Annotated in this window: 18 protein-coding genes and 1 tRNA gene; 7 read left to right on the top strand and 12 right to left on the bottom strand. The window is 43.1% G+C overall.

Features of this window, described 5'->3' with window-relative positions; all coding sequences use genetic code 11:
- Positions 1 to 2 precede the first annotated feature (2 nt).
- Together R7O12_RS05415 and R7O12_RS05410 are read right to left on the bottom strand one after the other, a co-directional pair.
- Entirely contained in the window at positions 3 to 1,142 is a 1,140-nt protein-coding gene (locus tag R7O12_RS05415; protein ID WP_017635040.1) for an efflux RND transporter periplasmic adaptor subunit, read from the bottom strand.
- Between the two features lie 465 nt (positions 1,143 to 1,607).
- Entirely contained in the window at positions 1,608 to 3,245 is a 1,638-nt protein-coding gene (locus R7O12_RS05410; protein WP_053307463.1) for a methyl-accepting chemotaxis protein, read from the bottom strand.
- A gap of 774 nt (positions 3,246 to 4,019) precedes the next feature.
- On the opposite strand from R7O12_RS05410, the gene R7O12_RS05405 reads away from it, so the two are divergent.
- Complete coding sequence (locus tag R7O12_RS05405) at positions 4,020 to 5,009, top strand: Solitary outer membrane autotransporter beta-barrel domain (protein WP_167415112.1); 990 nt, start codon at positions 4,020 to 4,022, stop codon at positions 5,007 to 5,009.
- 5 nt (positions 5,010 to 5,014) lie between these two features.
- On the opposite strand, the gene R7O12_RS05400 is transcribed toward R7O12_RS05405, so the two are convergent.
- Positions 5,015 to 5,263, bottom strand: a complete 249-nt coding sequence (locus R7O12_RS05400) for a hypothetical protein (protein WP_005378271.1) — start codon at positions 5,261 to 5,263, stop codon at positions 5,015 to 5,017.
- A gap of 816 nt (positions 5,264 to 6,079) precedes the next feature.
- Here R7O12_RS05400 and R7O12_RS05395 point away from each other — a divergent pair.
- The 3 genes from R7O12_RS05395 to R7O12_RS05385 all read left to right on the top strand — a co-directional run bounded on the left by R7O12_RS05395 (position 6,080) and on the right by R7O12_RS05385 (position 8,884).
- Positions 6,080 to 7,411, top strand: a complete 1,332-nt coding sequence (locus R7O12_RS05395) for a cytochrome ubiquinol oxidase subunit I (RefSeq protein ID WP_318104627.1) — start codon at positions 6,080 to 6,082, stop codon at positions 7,409 to 7,411.
- A gap of 2 nt (positions 7,412 to 7,413) precedes the next feature.
- Positions 7,414 to 8,406, top strand: coding sequence for a cytochrome d ubiquinol oxidase subunit II (locus tag R7O12_RS05390; RefSeq protein ID WP_017820054.1), 993 nt, complete (start codon positions 7,414 to 7,416; stop codon positions 8,404 to 8,406).
- A gap of 349 nt (positions 8,407 to 8,755) precedes the next feature.
- On the top strand, positions 8,756 to 8,884 hold the full coding sequence (locus R7O12_RS05385) for a hypothetical protein (RefSeq protein WP_005378275.1): 129 nt from the start codon (positions 8,756 to 8,758) through the stop codon (positions 8,882 to 8,884).
- Positions 8,885 to 9,379: 495 nt separating this feature from the next.
- Here R7O12_RS05385 and R7O12_RS05380 read toward each other — a convergent pair whose 3' ends face one another.
- Positions 9,380 to 10,276: a hypothetical protein gene (locus R7O12_RS05380; protein WP_213899672.1), complete on the bottom strand. Its 897-nt coding sequence runs from the start codon at positions 10,274 to 10,276 to the stop codon at positions 9,380 to 9,382.
- A 294-nt stretch (positions 10,277 to 10,570) separates the two neighbouring features.
- Here R7O12_RS05380 and R7O12_RS05375 point away from each other — a divergent pair, with 294 nt between their 5' ends.
- Together R7O12_RS05375 and R7O12_RS05370 are read left to right on the top strand one after the other, a co-directional pair.
- The gene (locus R7O12_RS05375) at positions 10,571 to 11,125 is read left to right on the top strand and encodes a recombinase family protein (RefSeq protein ID WP_069513722.1); all 555 of its coding nucleotides are present in this window, start codon (positions 10,571 to 10,573) and stop codon (positions 11,123 to 11,125) included.
- Between the two features lie 190 nt (positions 11,126 to 11,315).
- Positions 11,316 to 12,254: a hypothetical protein gene (locus R7O12_RS05370; RefSeq protein WP_242531368.1), complete on the top strand. Its 939-nt coding sequence runs from the start codon at positions 11,316 to 11,318 to the stop codon at positions 12,252 to 12,254.
- Between the two features lie 127 nt (positions 12,255 to 12,381).
- On the opposite strand, the gene R7O12_RS05365 is transcribed toward R7O12_RS05370, so the two are convergent.
- The 4 genes from R7O12_RS05365 to R7O12_RS05350 form a co-directional block, all read right to left on the bottom strand.
- Positions 12,382 to 14,085: a site-specific integrase gene (locus tag R7O12_RS05365; RefSeq protein ID WP_193291840.1), complete on the bottom strand. Its 1,704-nt coding sequence runs from the start codon at positions 14,083 to 14,085 to the stop codon at positions 12,382 to 12,384.
- Between the two features lie 93 nt (positions 14,086 to 14,178).
- Positions 14,179 to 14,266, bottom strand: a tRNA-Ser gene (locus tag R7O12_RS05360).
- A 144-nt stretch (positions 14,267 to 14,410) separates the two neighbouring features.
- Positions 14,411 to 14,860: an L-alanine exporter AlaE gene (locus R7O12_RS05355; RefSeq protein WP_005378276.1), complete on the bottom strand. Its 450-nt coding sequence runs from the start codon at positions 14,858 to 14,860 to the stop codon at positions 14,411 to 14,413.
- Between the two features lie 502 nt (positions 14,861 to 15,362).
- Entirely contained in the window at positions 15,363 to 17,783 is a 2,421-nt protein-coding gene (locus tag R7O12_RS05350) for a hybrid sensor histidine kinase/response regulator (RefSeq protein ID WP_054576387.1), read from the bottom strand.
- A 51-nt stretch (positions 17,784 to 17,834) separates the two neighbouring features.
- On the opposite strand from R7O12_RS05350, the gene R7O12_RS05345 reads away from it, so the two are divergent.
- Positions 17,835 to 18,446 carry a YecA family protein gene (locus tag R7O12_RS05345; protein WP_005378278.1) on the top strand — a complete coding sequence of 204 codons (612 nt, stop codon included), beginning with the start codon at positions 17,835 to 17,837 and terminating at the stop codon, positions 18,444 to 18,446.
- A 73-nt stretch (positions 18,447 to 18,519) separates the two neighbouring features.
- On the opposite strand, the gene R7O12_RS05340 is transcribed toward R7O12_RS05345, so the two are convergent.
- The 4 genes from R7O12_RS05340 to R7O12_RS05325 are packed head-to-tail and all read right to left on the bottom strand — an operon-like array spanning position 18,520 to position 21,732.
- Positions 18,520 to 19,686 (bottom strand): glutathionylspermidine synthase family protein, encoded by a 1,167-nt coding sequence (locus tag R7O12_RS05340; RefSeq protein ID WP_318125676.1) that lies wholly within the window; start codon positions 19,684 to 19,686, stop codon positions 18,520 to 18,522.
- 8 nt (positions 19,687 to 19,694) lie between these two features.
- Entirely contained in the window at positions 19,695 to 20,264 is a 570-nt protein-coding gene (locus tag R7O12_RS05335) for a DUF1190 domain-containing protein (protein WP_025766906.1), read from the bottom strand.
- An 8-nt stretch (positions 20,265 to 20,272) separates the two neighbouring features.
- Complete coding sequence (locus tag R7O12_RS05330) at positions 20,273 to 20,689, bottom strand: DUF350 domain-containing protein (RefSeq protein ID WP_005378281.1); 417 nt, start codon at positions 20,687 to 20,689, stop codon at positions 20,273 to 20,275.
- Positions 20,689 to 21,732, bottom strand: a complete 1,044-nt coding sequence (locus R7O12_RS05325) for a potassium channel protein (protein WP_238852469.1) — start codon at positions 21,730 to 21,732, stop codon at positions 20,689 to 20,691. Before R7O12_RS05325 ends, R7O12_RS05330 begins: the two co-directional genes overlap by 1 nt.
- Positions 21,733 to 21,798: the final 66 nt, after the last annotated feature.

Here is a 21,798-nt window from a genome sequence, read left to right as displayed (position 1 = left end):
GATTACTCCTGTTCACCGTTTTGGATAGTTACCGAACTGCCTGGCCCTACCTTTTGTAAACCGGCGGTAATGACTTTATCACCCGCGTTCAAACCATCAATAATGCGCCATTGGCTATTGATCGCTTCGGCAGTCTTCACTGGTTTCGCTTCCACTTTGTTCTCGCCATTAACCGTCATCACTGTCGCTTTACCTGTCGCATCACGAGATACCGTATTTTGTGGTATTAGAATCGCATCAGGGTCGACACCAGTAATGACCGTCGCACGAACAAACATTCCAGGTAGCAACAAACCGTCAGGGTTTGGGAATTCGGCACGAAGCGTCACGCTGCCCGTACTTTCGTTCACATTGACCTCAGTAAATTTCATTGTGCCTTTGTGTTCGTAAGTGCTGCCATCTTCAAGCATCAATGTAACTTGCGCAGAGTCATCTTCTTGCATATGGCCTTGGGAGAGTGATGCTTTCAAACGCAGCAGTTGCGCGGATGATTGCACAATATCAACATTGATAGGGTCAAGCTGCTGAATGGTCGCTAATTTGGCAGCTTGGTTAGCCGTAACCAACGCACCCGCTGTCACACTCGATTTACCGATCACCCCGCTAATCGGAGCTTTGACTTGCGTATAATCTAAGTTGATTTTTGCTGTGTTGATCTTGGCTTTTGCGACTAGGACCTGCGCTTTCGCTTCTTTGTATGCCGCTTCTGCTTCATCCAAGTCTTGTTGGCTGATGGATTTTTTGGTGATCAAGGTTCTGTAACGCTTCACCGTGGCATAGGTCGACTCTGCCGCAGCTTGCGCACGGATTAATTCCGCTTCAGCGCTCAGCAAATCCGCCTGAAATGATGAATCATCAATTTGATATAGCGACTGTCCTTGTTCAACAAGGCCACCTTCAACAAAATTTCGCTCCGAAATAATGCCAGTGACTTGCGGACGAACTTCTGCTTCTTTGAATGCTCTGCTACGACCCGGCAACTCTACTGTCAATGCTTGGCGCGTTGGCTGCACTGTTAACACTTCTACTTCGGTTACGGGCGCAGGCCCCCCACCTTGGCTCGATCCTTCTTCGCTAGGTTGACATCCAACCACAAAAAGGCTCGACGCAATCAGCAGAGATAGCGTGGTTTTACGTCTCATGAATTTTTCTCTCTTATCTACCGACAAGCCTTCAAGATTCCTTATTAAAAGCTTCTAGAATGACTTAATAATGACTAATGGATGTATATCCAGAACAAATTAATTAGGATGATAAATACCCAGTGTTGTACATACAACAAAATTTACAGTTCTATACGCTTACGAAAAACGTTTATGGTAAAGGTGTTATGAAGTTCTCAAATTTGAAGATTTTGGGTTGGAAATCACATTTTCCTGTGTGCAATTGCAATGGTTAAAAAGCAGCAAAAGTGATGATAAAAGCATCATTACGCTGTACAGAGTTTGTTACCGCTGTCTAGGGTTATTTGCCCACTCTGGTATACGAACTAAAGTGAGAAAGGAATGTAAATATAGTCGAAATTTCACAAGTCAGGTTCGCCACTTATCTAAAAAATAACCCGCTAAGAAGCGGGTTATTTCGTCAGTGAGATTGCTGTTCTCAGCTTATACTTTGAACTGACTGACCTGATGATCTAAACGTTGAGTTTGCTCTGACAACATGGCTAAAGAAGCTTGCGCTTGGTTTACGATTTCCACAATTGAAGTGCTACTGTCTGCAATGCCTTGTACGTTGCTATTTACTTCGTCACTTACTGTACTTTGCTGGCTCGCAGCCGTTGCAATGTGTGTATTCATCTCGTTCATACGTGAAATCGCGTTCAAGATTTCAGAAAGGGATTCACTCGCTCGGCCAGCGGACTTGATCGTTTCATCACTGCTATTTTGGCTACCGCGCATCACTTCTACAGCTTGTCCTGCACCAGATTGTAGCTTTTCAATCATGGTTTGGATTTCTCCCGTACTCTGTTGCGTACGACTGGCTAAAGAACGAACCTCGTCCGCTACCACAGCAAAGCCTCGCCCTTGCTCTCCAGCGCGAGCCGCTTCAATGGCTGCGTTAAGCGCTAATAAGTTTGTTTGCTCGGCAATACCACGAATTACATCCAGTACGGACGCAATGTTACTCACATCATGATCCAATGTGTTAATGACGTGGCTTGCGCTTTCGATTTCACTTGCGAGGCTGCGAATTGAGCTAACCGTTTGATCCAAAATAACATTGGTATTGGTAAGTTCATCATTCGCTGTTTGGCTCGCAACCGCAGCTTCGTTAGCGCTATCGCTTACATTTCTGCTGGTGACTTGCATTTCATGCACTGCCGCCGCTACCGCCTCGCTATCTTTTTGCTGAGAAACGGTCGAGTTCGCGATGGTCGTGGTCAACGAGCTAAGATTTGCCATTTCGTTACGTAAGGTATTTGAGCTTTCAATTACCTGAGCGACTGTCATTTGAATTTTGGACACAAACTGGTTAAATGCGTCTGCTAAATTGCCAATTTCGTCTTGTGTTTTTACATCGATTCGCTGACTTAGATCACCTTCACCGGACGCAATTTCTGTCATCGCATTTTTAATATCATTGATAGGCTTCACAACCGTTTGCAACAACAAAAAAGCCATCGCGATAGCGGCAAAAATAACAATCACAATGCCAGCCTCAAGAATGAGTTCTGCTCTTGTTGCAGCCGCTGATATTTCGTCCTTCAATTGGCTTTGCTTTTCTTCTATTGCATCTTTTACAACGTTAAGCTGCGCTCTAACCTCGATAAATTGGTCTTCAAAGGTATGTTTGTGCTCATTGTAGTAACCACGCCATTGAGATTGAGGTAAACGTAGCATCGCCTCATAACTTGCTAACCACTTTTCACCCAAAGAGACAAGCGTTCGAACTTCATTACCATGTGTAGAAGGCATCACACCGGCTTGTGATAGCTCAATCATTTGTTCCATACGTGGCAGTGCTTTGTAGGCGTTGTCTTTGTATTCACCGATGTGATGATCAATATCGTTTTGAGTATCAGAAAGTGCAACACCTTGGATTGCAGATGTTGCTTGGTAAAGATCGCGATAAGCATCCTCAATCGTTAATAAGTTCGGCACGATCTGTTCGTTGAGTGTCTCACTCAATTCAGATTGCTTCCAACTTGTCATAACGTTTAATACAGAGCTCACAATAAACAATCCAATAATCAATGACAGCGGAATCACTATCTTCTGCTTGATCGTTAAGTTCTGGAACATGAATAGACTCTCTTTATTTATGGTATACAAACTGCCGGAAATTATATCAAACAAATAGAGTATACCATTAGGTAAAAGAGGCTATTCAACATGAAATCTAATGACTTTTTGACAAGGGTTCTAATTTCAACAATTAGTTGATTTTATACAAAATTTAACAAATAGATCTTTTCAAAAGATGCAAATTAAAATGCTCTTTCAAAACGAAAAATATGTAACAGAAAGTGAATTTAAAGGGACCACATTTTGAAGAATAGATCGACTCAATGATTTACTGAGGACACATACAAAACACAGTTCTTGGATTGAGCACCACCGCGGAATATGCAAAGGTCCGAACATTTCTTCTAAAGCTCAAAAAAACCATTGTTTATCTGACGTATTTAAGGGTACTCCTTGATGATGTTAGTCGTGATGTTGGCAGACAGGATGCTTACAAGTTTTCGAAGTTAACCAGTAGCACAGTGAACGATTCAGATTTTCTTGAGCGCCAAGGCAATAAAAAAGTTTGCTATTTTCCTCTCAAGAGACACATTAAAGAAAATAATGCAACCTAGTCACAAAGTCTTGCTACATCTTCAGAAAAGAATGATGTTGCTAAACAAATCTGGTGCAGCATACACATTGAAGCTAAACTCGTTTAAGGAACTTTTTCATATCAATATGAGAAAACATAGATTTCTCAAAGTTACACCGACCATTCAACGATTAAACTAATGTTAGCGTACCGGTACGTCCGAAAACTCCATGCATGAACCATTTGAAAGAGCCAAAATGTTCCAACCCAACTTCGCCTCAGTGGAGTGGCGAGTCGTTTCGCTCGCTCTCCTACTCTCTCTTCCTCACACTGCTCAAGCGGATCCACTAGATAAGGAAATTAGCAACCTTCTCCAACAACGTTTTTCTATCGCGGTGTTGCTGTCCGACACTGACGCAATTGCGTTTGGTATTGGCGACTTTGATCCGAATGCATTATTTGATACCGCCAACCCAGAGTTCGGGACTGACGAGTCAATCAATGAACGTCGAAGCAAATCCGTATATGTTCTCCCTTACACGACTAACTTTGACATAGAGGGCAGCGAGGACTTACATGAGCTGTCGTTTAAGGCATTTACGATACAAACAGAGAATGATCTCAAACTATTCGGCACAAGTAAGGATCTTCTCAAGGAAAGGACATACGGTGCATCGATTGGTTATGGGTATCTATACAAAGCAAGTGAAAACGTCACCCTTAGCACCAGAACGACGACTCACCTTATGCGTTATAAAAACTCATTCTCTACCGATAATAAACTTTCATCCATCATTGGAAGAATCCTAGACGGCCGTGCCGTTAACGTTTCAGCATGGGCGGCAATAGTTCAACCATCCATTAAAGCCAAATACACGTCTCCCACAAGTTGGGGGAAATGGCATGCCAGTTCGACATTGAATTCATTCATTGGGCACAGCTGGGGAAGCGCAAATAACGGCAATATAGGCAACCCTAAAGGTTGGTACCTATCTAATGAAATCACCGGTTACTACAATATTTATCACGGTGAGCAAGCTTTATTTACTGGGATTAAAAGAGTCGACCTTTCGCATGATTTAAGCGACGAACTTGGAAGTCCGCATTACTACGAAGCTTCTATAGGATGGCTATTTTATGCACCAAAGCCCTTTGATTGGTTGGACAATTTCGGCATAGGCGTTAACTTCAACTACGGCTCGACTCTCAGAGGTGGCAGCATTCAACTTTACTACAACAAACAATAAAGCCGTCAGTACAGGAACCAGTTGGTAGCATATATAACAAGAAGAACTAGAAGACACAAAAGGAATGGCAGAGTTAGCGTCTTCGCAAACTTTTTCATGAGACTTGGGTTATCAAACACCACACCTTCCGCTTCTCTTACCCTTCGCTCTTCGTCAAAATGCCATTTAATGGCTAAGTAGGCTCCTATCCCTAATACAATAAGCTTAAAAGCTCCAGCAAAGTAAGGAAAGAAATTAGCCCAACTGTCGTTCATTATCCATCTCCATCAAATTCAATATCAGCTTTGCGGTGGCAGAATCCAAGATTCATGTAGAATGCCCCCCTCAAAGTCAGACTCTCTGGCTAGCGTCAGTCTACTGCTCGAGATAGCTGTCCACAACTCTCTTTACCATATCGGCATTTATTAATTATTTAATAAATAACAAGAAAGACACTAGCACACTTGCTGAAAAGTAAGTGTCAGTTTGGATTGAAACTCATCAGGAATCGAAAATGGTCCACAGTCGACTTGTTGATCTAGTGAAAGCCGAATTACCTAGCTTTAAATCGTTCGCTAGTATAAAAATGTAGCCTATCGCACTTCTGGTCGAGTCCTAACAAACTTATGATGCATATGTCATTAGCGGTGAAATTTTAAGTTTATCAATTAGCTAAAGTTTCCCACCTTAACTATCAGTAAGCTTGCTGTGTTTGAGACGATCTCGACATGACTAGTGTATAAATAGTAAGGAGGTTCAAAGTGAAGGCAAGGCAAATTTCCTTACTAAAAATATTGTTTTTGTAATTTTATTTCAGGATTATCGAAACCATCATAAGGATAATTCGAACTAATCTTAATCCATGCTCCTTCAGTTACATTTGCTTTCTTTTACTCACTTCTCGCGACTATTAGTGGCATTTTGAGACAATTTCCTACACTCCTTTCTTTCCCTTAGTTGATATAAATCATGGTTAGAAGAAAACAGAATCACCTGTATTTCTCGATACATGAATCCAAACTGCCCGACTTTTCGTAACTAAATTACAAATAGACACGATTTTTAGTATGGCACGTTTTTGAGGAACCAAGATGTTAGATACCCTCATGCTGTCGCGGATCCAGTTCGCGGCCAATATCAGCTTTCACATTCTCTTCCCGACCATCACCATCGCGTTGGCATGGATGTTGGTGTTTTTCAAGTGGCGATATAACCGCACCCAAGCCCCCGTATGGCTCGATGTTTATTACTTCTGGGTCAAGATATTCGCTCTTACTTTCGCCTTAGGTGTGGTATCCGGCATTACGATGAGTTTCCAGTTTGGTACCAACTGGCCAGGCTTTATGGAACGAGTCGGTAACGTAGCAGGACCATTGCTCGGATACGAAGTGATGACCGCCTTCTTTATGGAAGCCACCTTCCTTGGCGTGATGCTTTTTGGACGAGGACGAGTGCCGGAATGGGTTCATACTCTCGCCACCGTTCTGGTTGCTGTTGGGACAAGTATGTCCGCGTTTTGGATTCTAGTGCTTAACAGCTGGATGCACACACCAAGTGGCTATGAAGTGATTGACGGAATTGTACATGTAACCAGTTGGAAGGAAGTTATTTTCAATCCTTCTTTACCTTACCGTCTTCTGCACACGCTATTAGCATCGGCGCTGACTGCCAGCTTCTTGATTGCGGGTATCTCAGCTTATCAAATAATGAAAAAGCCAGATCACCGCTCAGCCAAACTTGGCCTAAAAGTCGCGCTGTTCGCGGCGGCTGGATTCATCCCAATTCAAATCTTTGTCGGTGACCTTCACGGGTTAAACACGCTTGAACATCAACCTGCAAAAATCGCAGCGATGGAAGGCGTGTGGGAGACCGAGCAAGGCGCGCCTCTTCTTCTGTTTGCGATGCCAAATGAAGAAACTCGCAGCAATGATTTTGAAGTGGGCATCCCAAAGCTGGCGAGTTTGATTCTTACGCATGACTTAGATGGGGAAATCCAAGGACTTAACGAGTTTGCACCTGACCACCCGCCAGTGAAGCCCTTGTTCTTTGGTTTCCGCGTGATGGTTGGTGTTGGTGTCCTTATGTTGCTTGTTAGCTGGTATGGCGCGGTGAAGCTAGCACTTAAAAAAGCGCTACCTAAACCTTACCTGTACACGGTATTAGCCATGACGTTCTCTGGTTGGATAGCCACACTGGCGGGTTGGTATGTTACTGAGATTGGTCGACAACCTTGGTTGGTCAGCGGTGTATTGCGAACATCCGAAGCCGTCACCACGGTTGCGAGCAGTAGCGTGATGACTTCGCTCATTATGTACTTAGCCATTTATGCTGCATTGCTGGTTGCGTACATCCATACCCTATTCTATTTGGCGCGCAAAGACGTTGCAGCCCATGAAGTCCCACTGACACAACAAGAGGCCTAATCATGCTCGACTATCTACCAGAAATTTATCTTCTGCTGCTTGGCTTCTCGGTCTTTATGTATGCCGTGCTCGACGGCTACGATCTTGGCGTCGGTATCCTTTTACCGAGTGATAATGAAGCGCAACGTGACCGAATGATAGCGTCTATCGGCCCTTTCTGGGATGCGAATGAAACGTGGTTGGTGTTAGCCGTCGGTATTCTGCTGATTGCCTTTCCTACTGCTCATAGCTTGATTTTGACGGAACTTTATATGCCGACCGCGATTATGCTTATCGCACTGATCATGCGTGGCGTGGCGTTCGACTTCCGAGCCAAAGCGAACTCGGATCATAAACCTCACTGGGATTGGTGCTTCAGAATTGGCTCGTTAGTCACCGCGCTAACCCAAGGCTACATGGTGGGTCGTTACATCATGGGGTTTGAGCAATCAACCGAAGCATTTGGCTTTGCTTGGTTAAGCGCACTTTGTGTAGCGGCGGCGTACGTTTACATCGGTGGCGCATGGTTAGTACTAAAAACGGAAGGTGATTTGCAAATACGCTCGGCCCGTTGGTCTCGCCGTGCTGGTTGGTTAGCAGCCTTAGGAATCTTGGTGGTTAGCGTTGTAAACCCAATTGTAAATCAACAAGTTGCCTTGCGTTGGTTCAGCTTCCCAGAAATCTTGTTGCTTGCCCCAGTTCCGTTAATTGTATTGGCAACCATCTTCCTAGTTGATCGCTATTTGCGTCAGGTTCCAATGGTGAATGATCTGGGTGTGCGCTGGCCTTTCTTTGGTGTCACTGTCATTTTCGCGTTGAGCTTTCTCGGGCTTGCGTATAGCTTCTTCCCAGAAGTTGTGCCGGGATTAATGACCGCACAACAAGCTGCCTCCTCGCCTGCGACGTTAATAATCGTGGGCTACGGTGTGATGATTGTTATGCCGGTGATATTGCTTTACACCTTTGTGGTATACCGGATCTTCAAAGGCAAAGCGACAGAACTTAGCTACAAGTAGGAAAGGGAATTCCTCAACAAAGCGCCGCTGCTCATGCGGCGTTTTTTTGCAGTACTCAACGACTAAAGTATCTACCCAAGGCGACTGAGTGGGAACGCTGAGAGAATGTAGCGGCAGCCAGTAGTTTGTTCCTAACTAGAACGAGATAACCGTTTCTCAACTATAGCGATACAGGCACAAAAACAGAAAGAATATTTGATGTTACAAAAGGTAGACCGCCACTTTAAAACGCTTTGAGTATTTTTTGCGCTCAATGAGGTGCAAGTATACTTATGCTTTTTATGACTTGTGAACACTCAATTGCATGTTATGTTGCTGTTGAAATCGTACATGAAATAAGGACAAGAACATGAAGATAAGATGCAAAACGACGCAAAGCATTGAAAAATTTAACCCTGATGACCTCAATCTAAACACAGATCTCTTTGGTATGATTGCTGTTGTATTCGTGTTCATGGCTGTTTTGCTTAGCATCTAGTAGCACTACGTTCATTCTTGTGGCCGTATTCATACCTCATGTGATATGGGTGCTAAATTCTAGATTAAAGCGGATGTGCTAACCCGCACCAATCAGATTATGGCTGCCTCTGTATAGCATCTTCAATTTTGGCGTTGTATAGAGGTGAGATGTGAATAGTTGGCTTGTAGATAGAATGGCGCTTGCACCTTGAGCACTCTTGTGTACTTTCAATGACGCATTACTTTAGTGTAGATACGAAAAAAGGCCTGATAAATCAGACCTTTTAGAATGTGGCGGTGAGTGAGAGATTCGAACTCTCGATTGCTAGCTACCAAGTTTAAAACAATTAAAATCAACAAGTTAACAATACACCACTTTAAGAATTTGTACCAGTTTTTTGTACCATCCCTTATCAAGTTGAAGGGGCACACTTGGTAACTCGACCCCTTATAATACAGGCTATATTCTACTACTCATCCAACCATGGATTTCCATTACATCGCCTATTAATGGCTAGTTAAATAGATTTCTCCATCTTGCAGGCCTATACCAAACAGTTCTGTAGTCTATCTGGTCTACATCGGGATAATAGATGGAGTAGCTATCTCCTCGATACAATCGGTTATGTGGGTAGATTAACACTGTACTCTTCATGTCATTATCAAAGAGCAAAACACTCAGATAATCAATGAAGGAAAGAGCTGAGCGAAGGTTGTCAATTTCACTTTGTACTTCTGCTTCATACTTGTCTTGAAGCTCATCTAGGTTTTGAGATGAGATAGCGCTAATATCTAAATCATAGTCTTGTAGTTCTGATGAACTTGAACTTACACTTACCTTGACATTTATCGAGTACGCCACTCTATATGTAACTGTTGCATGACCCTCAACCTCAACACTTTCAACCACTTCAGTTTCATACAAAATGAATGGCTCATCTATTCCTAATGTTACAGAAGGGTTGATGACTGGGATATTGTATGTCACATAATCTGCTGCACCAGCGCTACTGAACTTCCTCGAAAAGGCACCATCTACAATCGCTCCAACAGCTTTAAATTCAAGGTATTCTAGATTTTCTCTATCTAGTATTTTGTTGTACCGAAAGGTTATATAAGTATTTTCTAATTTGTCATCACCTGCGTTTTCTATACCTATAGTATATGGAGCAATCACTAAACCACTCTCTACCTCATCTTTCTTGACCCCAAATACAATTTGTTGACGCCTGTTAGGTAACAACTCAGCTTGACCTAGAAATACATGAATGTCTGCTTTCTTCAAAGAGCCCGATTCAACAGCAATAGACCTGCTCTGGCTTAACGCTGCCAAACTGAGAACTGTTGATATCACTATCCCTAAAGCAGATATGACTATTCCTGCAACTGCTAGTTTTCCACTAAATTTCACAATATTTCCTTTAATACTCAATTTGATCCACATTATTTATTAAAACACTAATTTTTATAGAAATTAATACTGTATAGAGTTTTAAGAAAGAGAATTTCAATAACTGCATATTGTTAAACTCTCAGGCACAACGAAACTGTCAGCCTAACTAGTTATGGTTAGCTAACCGTGTAGTTGTTAGGTATACCCAAACGACTACGGTCAAACCTCCATCAAACAGTACCCATTAGGGTTGAATTAAAATTGTGACCACAATAAAATTTCTAACATCTTAGAGTTAAACGGGTACACCTAATGGCACACATAGCTTATCTGCGAGTTTCGACCACAGACCAAAATACAGACCGTCAACTTACAGATTCTGGTATCACCTTTGATAAGAGCTTTACAGATAAATGCAGTGGTGGCTCAACTAAACGGCCAGCGTTAGAAGCTCTTAAAGACTACGTTCGCGAAGGAGATACAATCCACGTTCATAGCATCGACCGCCTAGCGCGTAATTTGGTTGATTTAAAGCAGCTAATAAACGACTGGACTAACCAAGGTGTTAGCGTGAGATTCCACAAGGAAAACCTAAGCTTTAATGCTGGTGGAAGCGATCATATGTCTGAGCTCATGCTGAACATGCTAGGAGCTGTAGCTCAATTCGAGTTAGCAATGATTCAGGAAAGACGTCAGGAAGGCATTGAGAAAGCTAAAGCAGCAGGGAAGTATAAAGGTAGACCAACTAACACAACTAACCACCAGCGTATCGCTGAGCTACGTTCACAAGGAATGTCTTTAAGAAAGATCGCTTCCGAAGTGGGAGTCTCCTTATCCACAGTCCAAAGAGCCTTGGTAAAAGCTTAAAATACCGTAATCACAAAAAAATGAAAAAACGATCCGCTCATTTGGTGTAAAGATTACTACTAGCCGCAATCATGTTCGATATGTATTACCCCGAACCCTCCCCCCTCCTAGGGTTCCAATCAAACCAAAAAGAGAAACATTAATAATCAGTCATAGACCTACAGGTACATAACACACTATGAATCAATTCATGGCAGATAGCAGATTTGCGTATTTAGACCCTCGAACTCTCATACTCGATCCCGCGATGCAAGCCCGTGACGTTGAACTCATTAAAGACAAACGAGTACGTTCAGCGCAAGAGATTAAGCAAGAGAGTCAAAGCAAGGAGATTCTTGAAGACCTTCGTAATGGACAGCCTATAAGGCAGCCTATCACTGTTTTTGTGGTTGATGATAAGTATTACGTAGTGGATGGTTTCCACCGCACTGGAGCTTGTTTGAAGTACCTTGAAGAAAACCCTGATGCTGAATTGATGATTAACTCGTTGATCATAGAAAACCGTACTTACGCTGAGGCATTCTCAGCAGCCCAAGATGTCAATCAAGCGCATGGGGTTGGAGTTACTAAGGATGAAATAATGCAAGCTCAGTTTCGCAAGCTAATTGTTAACCGAGAGTTTGACCTGAGCGTCTCTCAAGTATGTGAGCTTGTTGGATGTAGTCGTGGTCAGGCTGCACACATTGCTAACGGCTTAAAAGCTTGTAAAGAAGCATTAGGGACTGACATCGAGATGAACGACTTAGAGAGCTTTGTTGAAGGCCTCCAGTTTGGCTTGGAGTCACGTTATTACCTACCCCAAAGCTGCTGGGACTCTAAGGGGTTTCCGAAGATTAGACGCCTCTCAGATGCTTTTAAGGGCAAAGATAATATATCTGACAAAGATGATGAGCAGTGGGAGCAAAAGCAAATTAAAGACGTCTCAAATAGCATCAGCCGCCTCATTGAGTTCTTTGGAGAGGATATCTTCAGGGAAGGTTTAAGAAAGGTCACTAGGGGATCTCAATTAGGTATCTCGATATCTCAACGGAGTAAGTGGCTGGAACAAGCTGGGACTATCGAAGGGAGTATTCAAGATAAAAATAGTGGAAATAAAGCTCCTAACGTAACCGAAAACTACGACTTTTAGAAATGACATTGCGAGCTCGTAAGCCTTATACCACAAGGCCTACGGGCTATTTAAGACCAAAGTGTACACGTGTGAACAGTGGGGAGACTTTAGGTGTACACAACAGTGTAAATACATTAACTAAAAGCTACCAAAGGCGTGGGACAGCCAACCTAGGCAAACAGTCTATTGCTTTCTTCTTAGCCTTCATATCAACCGTACCGTATGCTGCACCGATATTAGCCGGAGCGTGACCAGTGATAGCATCACTAACAGAATCAACCACTCCTAGACCACGCAAAACTGTTCTCAAAGAGTGCCTAAACGAGTGTGATGGCTGCTTGGTTATGCCTACCGTCTTGACCTGTTTACTCCACCACTTACCAATAGCACCAGACCTTTTACCGTGTTTGTTTGGCTTGTGCTCAGGGAATAGAAACTCTCCACAGGACGCCACATAATCCAAAAAGCCTAAATCAATGAGGTGCTCATGAATCGGTACTTGTCGAACAGACTTAACGTTTTTTACGTTCTGCTCTTCACCCTCACGAACATAAATAAAGTGAATATCTTCGTCTGATCGTTGTATATCTGAACTTCTAAGTTGAACCATTTCTTCAATCCGAGAACCCGTATACCTGCATAGAAGAGGCACCCAATAACAAGCCATGCCATAAGGCTTACTAGCAGTGACATCAGTGAATATATCTAGCTTAAATAACTGATTGATCTCACTAGGAGTAAAACCTTTAGCTTCCGCTACCGCAGACTTATTCTGTACTTTAGGAAGTGTTACGCCTTTGTACGGGTTGACGTCTATCAGACCAAGCTCAACAGCATAGCCAAATACAGGAGAAGTCTTTCTGAGAATAGTCTTAACGGTTGAAGGAGAGATTGTCTCAAGCCCTTTTGTTTTAACAAGCTCAAGCTGCTCAGGTACTGATTTGTTTCTAATCTCTTTAGCTTTAGACTTAGGCAATTGTAACAGGGTATCTTTGTATTTTGAGATATGACCTCTCGTTACATCAGCAACATCTAGATCCCCTATTATCTCTATAAGACGCTCTATCTGAGACTCAACCTCTGCCAAGGATTGAGAAGCTTTGCCATTAATAGATGCAGACTCAAGGTAACGCTTCAATAGACTCGAAATGGAGTTCTGAGATGGTTTCAAAGCCCTAGACGGTATCTTATCAGGCCTAGGTACTGAAATGGGCTCACTAGCGATTGAACTGGTTACGGGCTCATACCCAAAGTCTCGCTTGTGACGAGCCAAGCAGAGAGACTCAACTCGACGGGCGTAATCGTAAAAGGCACAGACCAAACGTCTATATGAAGCGCTTGTCTCACATACAACTAAACCTTCTATCTTTAGCTGTTCCTCAATGAAGTCTTTAAAACCTTCCAAAAGCTCTTGGTATTCCTCTTCAGTAGCTTTTGACGCATCTAGACCACTAAACTCAAATGTGTCAGACAAGCCGAATACGTGGAGACGCTTATCGCCCTCAACGCCATACCATTCATATCGAAGATAGCAATCATAGTTACCATTACCATCAACCTCATCTTTGACACGCAGATACCAACGCTCGGCAATGATCGCGCAATCACGGACATTAAGCTCAATATCAGATGAATTAGATAGCTTTAAATTAGCGAACTCGATTTGCTTGAGCGCATCATCAAGATGCTGAGGAAATCGCTGCTTTGCTTCAGAAAGGTTTTTCGTTTGAAGAGATTTCTTGAAGACTGTCTTACCGATTATAGGAACCAGCTTTTTTGGGACAGCCATTCTAAAGTAGTAAACACCAGTTTGAGGATGCTTATAAGGACTTGCCATGATGTTCGACATTGTACCTACTCTTTGTACCAGTAGGCAGCTTACATTAAAACACCAAACCCCTGTATTATAAGAAGTTCTTACACTACAAGGGCTTATAGAATGTGGCGGTGAGTGAGAGATTCGAACTCTCGATACGTTGCCGTATACACACTTTCCAGGCGTGCTCCTTCAGCCACTCGGACAACTCACCGAATCAAATTTTGGTTAGCATCATTGGCTAACGAGGCGCTAATTTAATGATTATGTGCCTGATGGTCAAGGCTAAACATAAAAAAAAGCGCCCTTTTCGAATCGATTGCTCACTAAGTAACTAAATTGAGCAAAACTGGGGCATTTACATGCTTTGAGAATAACCGGGAACACGGAACCAACGGCGGCACATATCCAAGAAGTACCCATACAACACACCCATGCCACAAGAAATAACAGCGTTACTTGCCACTGCGGTCACAATTTGATCTGTAGACGCGCCAACCGCGAATAAGATACCCGCATAAACTGGAGATTGAAATAGTACATAAGCGACCAGATCAGAGATGTTTTTCATAAAGGAAGACGGTGACACCTTACTACCTTGATGCAGCACCCAATCACGAAAAACCCCATACGGCCAAGCAATAGCGATATTCACTGGAATCGATAGCGTACGCGATGCTAGAGATTGCTCAAATGTCATCCCTGAAATCAAAATCTCGACAATCATCCCTGTGATAAAGCAAAAAACAACCATAGCAAAGGTATCCGCTGCGGCGTGACGAATACAAAATGGTCCACGAGACTTCATTTACAAAACCCTTAAAATCAAACACTGCAATTAATAAAAATAATAAAACTATTAACCACTAAAAAGACATCAAGCCAGCTAATGATGCAATTAGAACACACAAAAACTAGCTTATGGTTCTGTATTTAAAATTAAGTTGTAAATTTATAACCAACTTTTAAAGTAAAAGTAGTTTTTTTCACCAATGGCGAGTAAAAACGCCTAAAATTACGTAAAAATGGTACAAAAACACGGATTTCACTTACATAAAAAGGGGTTACGATAATTATTTTGGCGTAAAGTTAGAACAAAACTCGGACTGTAAACAGTCACTCCTATAGCTTATGCTACCAAGCTGCGAAAATTCAGAGTATTACCGATATAATCACAGTAGAAGGTCTTGCTGCTTTACTCGTAAAAGTAAAACTGCAAGCCTGTTCATTGCAGGTTAGAAGAGTTTGTCACGAAGCTGGATGACGTATGAATAGTAAGAACAATTCACAGTTGCGCCATATTGATTCAGTTATGGTGAGGCCAGCAAAATCGTTAATGTATCGATATCATCTTGGTCTGGGGATTGCTGACGCTTTAAGTTACTTCTTATCCGTTCGGCGACTGAAGAAACGTCGTCACTGAGTTCAAGGGGAGCCTCCGCAATGATCGCTGAAATAGCCTCAAGTGCTTCATTAAGATGTCCATTATCTAGAGCGACATAGAAGTTGAGTAACCACTTTTCAGCATTAAAGCTATCTGCTGCATTTCCATCAAAGTCCGATTGGTACTGATATAACTGTGTCGCATGAAGATACAGTGCATCATTTAATTCAGACTCCACTATTGGTTTCGCTATTATGTGGTCTGCTCCTACATTAATCATACGCTCTTGTGTTTCTTTGAACACATCCGCTGTACAGCCAAAAATCAGTACCGACTTAGCAGGTGAACTCATTGCTCGAATGGCTGATATGGCCCCAACGCCATCTAGAACAGGCATATGATTATCCATCAGTATCAAATCAAATGGTTTGCTCGCAACCTCATCGACTGCAAGCTGACCATTTTCGACACTTGTGCACTCAAAGCCCTTGGCTCGGAGGAAAGTTTCCATAATGATCGCATTTGTTCGGTTGTCTTCAACAATGAGTGCTTTCAACCCTTTACAGTTCAATTTATGTGTATTGATTGACTCTACTTTACCCGGCTTGCAAGGTGTAAGGGCAATTTCGACAGTAAAAGTCGTTCCAGCGTCCTCCTGACTCTCTACAACCACTTGCCCACCCATATGTTCCGCGATTTCTTTGACTATTGCTAAACCAAGCCCTGTACCACCAAACCGTCTAGTCGTTGATGACTCCGCTTGCTCAAAAGGACGAAAAATGCGTTTTTGTGCCTCTTTTGAAATACCAATTCCTGTATCTTTTACCTTTAGTATCAGCTTGGTGCCTGCCTTACTCGATTTCTCGGCTAGCTCTACCTCTACGATGCCACGATCGGTGAACTTAACAGCGTTATTGAGTAGATTGAACAGTACTTGACGCAAACGGGCTTTGTCATTGTTGTACCAACGACCCGTTGGTAAATGCGAGACGACTCTAAAGCGAAGACCTTTTTCTGCACATAGAGTTTGATAAACACTCTTGATACTGCCGATAATCGACTCAATTGGGAAAGGCTTATTTTCAAACTCAACATGCCCTTGTTCAATTTTTGAGTAATCTAAAATCTCATTGAGTAATGTCATCATGTGATCACCTGAATCATAAAGTGTTCTCAGGTGCTTACGCTGCTCATCGGTAAGTGGTGTTTTTAACAGTATCTGGGCAGTTCCTAGTACACCGTTCATTGGTGTGCGAATCTCGTGGGACAATGTGGCTAAGAATGCCGTTTTAGCGTTTGTCGAAGCCTGAGCTTTTATTCTCTCCTGCTCTAAATAGATCGTCTTTTCATTGAACTTCTCGATAAGCTGTCCGATTTCGTCATCGCTATCGTAGTCAATATCTATGATCCCACCAGTTTTCGAGTCATCAATCTTAGCGGCAATGCGAACAATTGGTTCAACAATATAGCGATTCAGTAAGTAGTAACCGACCAAGACACACAAGAGCAAAAATGGAATGATCCTCCCCTCAACGCTCATCACTTGTTCAAACACTTGATCGGCGACTTTAGCTTTTGCGTTGACAACTTCCATGCGCCAATCGAACTCTCCGAAATCAAGCTCGCTGACATAAATTTCGTCCGTCAGTTGAAAGTTGTGTTCAATAATCACGTTTGAGTCAGCATCGCGAACCACTACCCCCAAAGAATGCTGGTTCGTGTGCTCTCGAATAAACTGAAAAAGTGCATCAAGTGATAGGTCTACCGTTACAACTCCAGCGAATCGACCGTTTTGGTAGTACGGAGAAGACGCGGTAATCATCTGGACCTGAGTAAAGGTATCGATGTAAACCGTAGACCAACTAACAGAACCTACCGGAGCATCGGCGGCAGCGACATACCAGGCTTCATTATCATAACCGCCAGATTCGGGGTTATTGTAGGAGTGAATTTGGTCAATACCACTATCACTGTTTTTATTGAAGAATAGACTTTTATATCTCCATTGTTCTGCTTTTAGTTCGGGTTTAGGCCATACGCCACCACTAACAAGCATCTTGTCACTCAATTGAAGTATATGTGGAATTATTGTGTTGAGAGATTGAATATTTTCAGTCCCTTGGGCTAGCCCTACTAAGCTACTCAATACACCTGTAGAACTGAGGAGGGGCTCTTTGATCTCAAGAGCCAGGAGTTGGGTACGTAACTCTAGGTTTTGCTCTAGCTTTTGTCTAACTGGTGGCTCAACAACCAAATAGGCGACAGAGCCGATAGTGGCGATAAAGAAGCACAGGTAAAGTGTTAGGGCGAGAATGCTTTTTTTTCTAAGTGATGAGCGAATTTCCATAGATGTGTGAATCATTCCCTAATATCGATTTATCACTAATTGATTGGTAAGATGAGCGCAATCAACCAGCCCATTAACAAATGGTATTCTATTTTGAAACTACAAGACATCCTTTCTCTCCCAGAACTTGACGGTAAACTACTAAACCTCGCAAAAACTCAAGGCTTTGTAACAGCGATGGCTGCAGCGCCAAACGTATTAATGCCTCAAGAGTGGTTGCCATTCTTATGGGGTGGAGAAGAAACAGCGCCATTTACTGACGGTGAGCAACTAGAGCAATACATTGACGAGATTGTACAAATGTGGAACCAAACTCGTCCCGCTCTCCTAGAAGGCACTTGGCAGTGGCCTGCAGGGTGCGCGCTAGATGAGCAAGACATTGTAACAAGTCAGGCTCGCGATTTCTGTGAAGGTGTATTACAAGGCTGGCAACTTGCGCGTGATGACTGGGAAACGTTGATGCCTGAGGATAGCGAAGATAATGCCCTACTCGGTGGTGTTTTACTTTCTCTTACTATGCTTTACGACCCAGAAACAACCATTGAAACATTGGCCGAACAAGGTATGGAAGGCTTAGAGCAGTTTGAGGAAATCTTCAATGCAATGCCAGTGATGTTATGTGGTCTTACCCAGCGCGGTGTTGCATTAGCTGAAGAACAATAGACGCAACGCTGTCGACCATCAAGATTGAACGGCTGAATAGACAAAAAGCTCTCCAAATGGAGAGCTTTTTTGATCATGTTAAAATTACATGTGGAATATACCGCGCCATATCTTGAGTCACTAAGCTACTGTCTTCCCTAATCGAAATACCGGCAGCTCTATCATTGACCAACCAACTGCCAATTAACGTATGGTTTTGCCCAAACTTAGGTAGTGGATGGTATTGCTGGACGATATTGAATTTAGATTCATAAGGCCCTGACGTTTTAACAAAACGTTTTCCATCGATGACGATCTCGATGTTCGCGCCCTCTCGAGAAAATAGTGGCTTGATGACATAATCTCTCATAGTGTTCGCTTTTGAATCGTTAGCAAAATAAGCGGGCAAAAGGTTCGGGTGATTAGGAAAGCGCTCCCACAATAACGGTAAAAGTGCTTTATTGGATAGAATCGACTTCCACATCGGTTCTAACCAGTTTACGTTCGCAGTCGCTAAGTACTTCGCATATTCCTCTTCAAACATAAACTCCCAAGGGTAAAGCTTAAACATCCAACGAATCGCTCTGTCGTCAGCATCCACAAACAGACCATCTTCCGTCACTCCAATATCTTCGACATGCACGAATGCCGTTGCTAACCCTGCCTCTCGCGCGCAATCCTCTAAATACTGGACAGTCCCTTTATCTTCTTCAGTGTACTTGCAGCAGCTAAAGTGAAGTGTTTGTCCTGGTTGGTATTTTGCTATTTCGGCAAAGCGCTCGATCAAAAAGTCTTGAAGAATATTGAATTGATCCGCGCTCTGGTGAACTCGACCTTTATTTACAACATCTTCTAGCCACACCCACTGCCAAAAGCCAGTTTCAAACAAGCTGGTTGGCGTATCCGCATTGTTTTCCAGTAATTTTGCTGGCGAGGTCCCGTTGTACGCGAAATCCAGCCGCGAATAAAGCGAAGGTTCGCTTCGTCTCCATGAAGAAGCGACCTGCTCCCACATAGATTCAGGGATCGCACATTGCGTCAGCAACCGCTCACTCCAAACGACTTCATCCACAATAGCCAGGCACATCTGATGCAGCTCTTCAGTGGGCGCTTCTATATCGCGCTCAATTTGCTCCAGCGTGAATTGATAGTAAGCACTCTCATCCCAATACGGTTGGTCATACATGGTATGGAAACCAAAACCAAACTGGCGTGCTAATTCACGCCAGTTTTCGCGCTCTTGTATTTCTCGTCGAAACATAGTTCTTTTTAACCGCCTCGACTGACCGACACCGCTTTACCAAACCCGCCTCGAGACATCGCCCTGCCAATGGTGCCGCCACCACGTTTATTAAGGCTATTCGTCGCAACTTTGGTCGGCTGATTTCGGTAGGAGCCAAAGAATTGTCCTGCTCCATTATAGAATTTGGATTTATAACGGTACATCGGCTCTGAGTAATAGCTCTTGTTATAACCTTTCAACCCGCTTAATGAGCGACTGTAAAAAAAACCGCCAAAGTTAGGTACATAAGCTCGGGAACTGGAACTGTAGTAACAATCATCCTCGTAGAAATCATTCTCGCATTCGAACTCGCTGCGGTAGCGAGGGGCATTTTGTTCGGCACGAGCTAAAGCTTCTTGGTATGCAATGTCACACTGTTCACTAAACTCAGGCGAGTTAGATTTACACTCATCAGCATCAGAAAAAATGTACCCTTCTGTTTTTGACTCGTACGTAGCAAAGAAGAAAATACCACCAAAGGCAGCAAAGGGAAGAATTTTCCCAAGCTTTAAGCTTTTGTCCATGGAAGAACGTTTAACGTTAGAACTCCGCTTCATCGTTCCTCCTAGTAAGTCATGCAAGCGGCATTCAATACGCCGACCGAAACAGAAACTGCGGCTAATACAATACCGGCTGGCAGTTCATCTTTTTCGATACGCTCTGCCACTTTCGGAAGTAAAATAAAGCGTACAATTGCAAATGCGATAATTTGAGCAAGCATTGCAACAACGCCCCACACCATAAAATCGACGATATTGACCGAGTTTTTTGCCGCCCCCGAAATCGCGAGACAGTAACCAAGGAAGGCCCCACTTAGCGCAATCGCTGCTGCTGTATTTTGTTTTTCTTTGATCAGATGCCACTCATCGTATGGCGTCAACTTGACGTAGATGAACTTAAACGCCAATACAAAAATAATAGAAACAGAGAAATAGAGTAAAAAGTTTGGGAAGCCTGCTAACAGGCCAGCAATCATGTGCATTATTGTTCCTTGTTCATTTCTTTCCAGGCAAAATCTTCAATACGTTCATCTGCAATGTAAAACAGCTTGGTACTCGCGGGTACTTCAGCATCTAAATCTGGGTTGAGTTGAATACCATCGCCAATATCAAAAGCAATCAGCGTGGCATGATGGCGTCTTTTGAGAAAAACGAAGAGATTCTCAATAGTGGTGGCAGACTGCTCCTCAGGATAAATAACTGAGTATTGAGTCATACCTCGTGTTGAAGCCAAAAGCTCCTGATGAAGCGCACTTGAGCCCGGGTCAACCGCCGCTTTTGCCAACATTTCTGCGCCAACAGCAGGTATGCATTCCGCTTTCGGGCAATGCTGACTTAGAAGTCGGCCTAGCGCTTCATCTTTAAAGTAAGCGACCAAATGAGCGGAAGGATTTACAGATGCGCAGTACAGAGCGGCTGACAAGGTAATGTCGTCCGAGAGATTATCCACAATAATGCAAGCGGCTTCGGCAATATTGGCGTTTTTCATCTCTTGCGAATCGGTATAACTGGTCACTTTGATAAAACTGATTTCGCCAGGTAACGGGTTCTCTATTTCTGAACGGCTGCATAAAACAATCGGGCGCTTTCCCTCTTCTTCATGTTGTAACATGCGAATAAGGTGCATCGTTCTCGATCCATTCCAGCCCAACAATACAATATGGTTTTCCACTCTTACTCTCCGTTTTCCTAAAATACCCGCTCGCCAATAGTCCATCGCTGCTCCAGCGACACGCCCCAATAATGCGGCGAATAAGCTCAAACCGCCGGGGATTACAAATAGTACGACAACCCATTTACCCAAATCTGTTACAGGAGAATGGTCGCCATAACCCACCGTACTCGCCGTAACCATGAGGTAATAGATAAAGTTAGCGAAACTGTCTGTTAATGCGGTTTCACCAGCGAGAACCAGCAGCCACCATGAAAGGCTCACATATAAGCCACTAAAGATGAGAAGGCTTCGGTTGCTCAATTTAAGAAGGTGGGAACTAAGCCACTTTTTAACTACTAACCACACCGCCATAAATTTATGACCTCGATATTCATTGATTGCATCAATAGTAACTCATTGATAGTAAGACACAAAAAA

This window comes from Vibrio sp. Vb1574, assembly GCF_033338675.1.
Note: the sequence above shows the minus strand (reverse complement) of the source record. Positions and strands in the feature narration are given on the sequence as shown.